The following is a 1,622-nucleotide window of genomic DNA, read 5'->3' as shown; positions in this document are numbered from 1 at the left end:
TGAGGTTAAACCGCCTCCCTAGCAAAGTTGGGGTGACAAACTGACTCTCGATTAAATTCAGCAACAGATATATCGACACCACTGTCAGCATAAAACTGACCGAATCTAACTGCAGATACGCGACAAAACCAAAGCTCACCATCGAAATCACTGGCCCCAAATACGGCGCGAAATTCATTACCCCAGCAAACGCCCCCCATAGAAATGGGTCTTCAAGGGCGAGGACAAAAAACACCAATCCAACACACAAGCCTAAACCCGTATTGACCAAAGTAATGGTGCCGATGTAGCGCGATAAATCTTTCTGCAGAGCCTGCACCAACTCCACCGCCTGACGTTGTTTCGAAAAACCACGCAAACGCGAAACCGATTTACGAAACAGACTTCGACCATGATTAAGCATGAAATACACCATAAACAGCACAATCATCGCCTGAGTTAACAGCGTTGGTGTGGTGGTCGCGAGCGCTTTCAGCAGAGAAAACACCGTGTTGTTGCCCATCTCGTCAATGTTCATGTCACTGGCGATCTCAAGCGGCGCGTTCATGTGCTCTGACGACGCTTTGGTCACTTCATTCACTTCCTGCGAAACGTTTTGGACGATGCTTGGCAACTCAGCCCACCATTGTTTCGCGGGTTCTGATATCGCCGCTAAACCGAGTATTGAAACACTCACCAATAACGTCAACGTCACCACCACAGTTATCGTGCGTGGCAGGCCTTTGTCTTCAAAATAATTGATCAGCGGGCTAAACAGCAGTGCCACGAACGTACTTATCACCATAGGTAACAGCACCGGTTTGGCGAAGTAGAGTGCAGGAACAAGCAATAACACCAGCAGAGACACACCAATCACGGTATTGATGGGAAGGTTTAATTTTCCATTCATGCGCGTCCTCTACTGATGAGGTGGTAAATCGGATGGTTGAGCCGCTTCTTCACCAGCTTCTTTTGAAGATACAGCAGACGATGAAGAAGATTTGGCTAGCTGGCCACTCAAATCCATCGCGCCATTGAGCAGCAAACTGATGGAGGAGAGAGATGACGTGACGCGAGACAGTCGCCCAGCTTTCGCAACAGCAATCGCGGCAAAAGCGCTCAACCCAAGCGCAGTCCACGGGTTTTCTTGCACGAATCGGTTCGAGGTAAATTTGAGGGTTTGCTTATCCAGCAAGCATTGCTCCAAAGCCGCTTTACCCTCGATGCGTTTTATCTGCATGGCTCGGTCGAGTTTGGTTAGAGAACGCATGCCAGCCCTCCTGCAATTGGTCGGTTGTATTTTTGAAACCAAGGAAGTGTGTCAGCCGCTTCTGCCACCACGCTAACCCAACTAACGCTAGACCTAACGACACAATAAACACGCCAACACTTAGCAGTAGTTGAGCGGTAAAGTGGTACGTCACTACACCCGCAGCCAAACACACACTGAAGATAAACAGCACCGACAGCAGTGTAAAAATGGCGCTGAACATCACGATTTGGCGCGCTGCCGCCACGTTGACTTTCATCTCTAGCAGAAACAAATCCAACGTCGAGCCCGACCACGTTCGCAGTGACGTCGAAAGGTCGTCAATCTGTGACAAAATGGCTCGTAGCCCATTAATGGCTTGTTCAACTTCCTG

The 1,622-nt window shown here is 49.3% G+C and carries 3 protein-coding genes; all 3 read right to left on the bottom strand.

Features of this window, described 5'->3' with window-relative positions; all coding sequences use genetic code 11:
- Window positions 1–889 (bottom strand): AI-2E family transporter (locus tag R7127_RS26060; RefSeq protein ID WP_318148668.1); only part of this gene is annotated, 889 nt, incomplete at its 3' end.
- Window positions 890–898: 9 nt separating this feature from the next.
- Window positions 899–1,249, bottom strand: a complete 351-nt coding sequence (locus R7127_RS26055; RefSeq protein WP_075111088.1) for a hypothetical protein — start codon at window positions 1,247–1,249, stop codon at window positions 899–901.
- Window positions 1,194–1,622 (bottom strand): phage holin family protein (locus R7127_RS26050; RefSeq protein WP_318148667.1); only part of this gene is annotated, 429 nt, incomplete at its 5' end. The genes R7127_RS26055 and R7127_RS26050, both read right to left, overlap by 56 nt.

It is taken from the genome of Vibrio sp. 1159 (assembly GCF_033340395.1).
Taxonomy (GTDB): Bacteria; Pseudomonadota; Gammaproteobacteria; order Enterobacterales; family Vibrionaceae; genus Vibrio; species Vibrio alginolyticus.
The sequence above is the reverse complement of the archived record's forward strand: the minus strand, read 5'-3'. Positions and strand labels throughout refer to the sequence as shown.

Excerpts from the sequence above, each read along its gene's own strand:
- R7127_RS26055 (WP_075111088.1), bottom strand. The coding sequence starts at position 1,249 with ATGCGTTCTCTAACCAAACTCGACCGAGCCATGCAGATAAAACGCATC.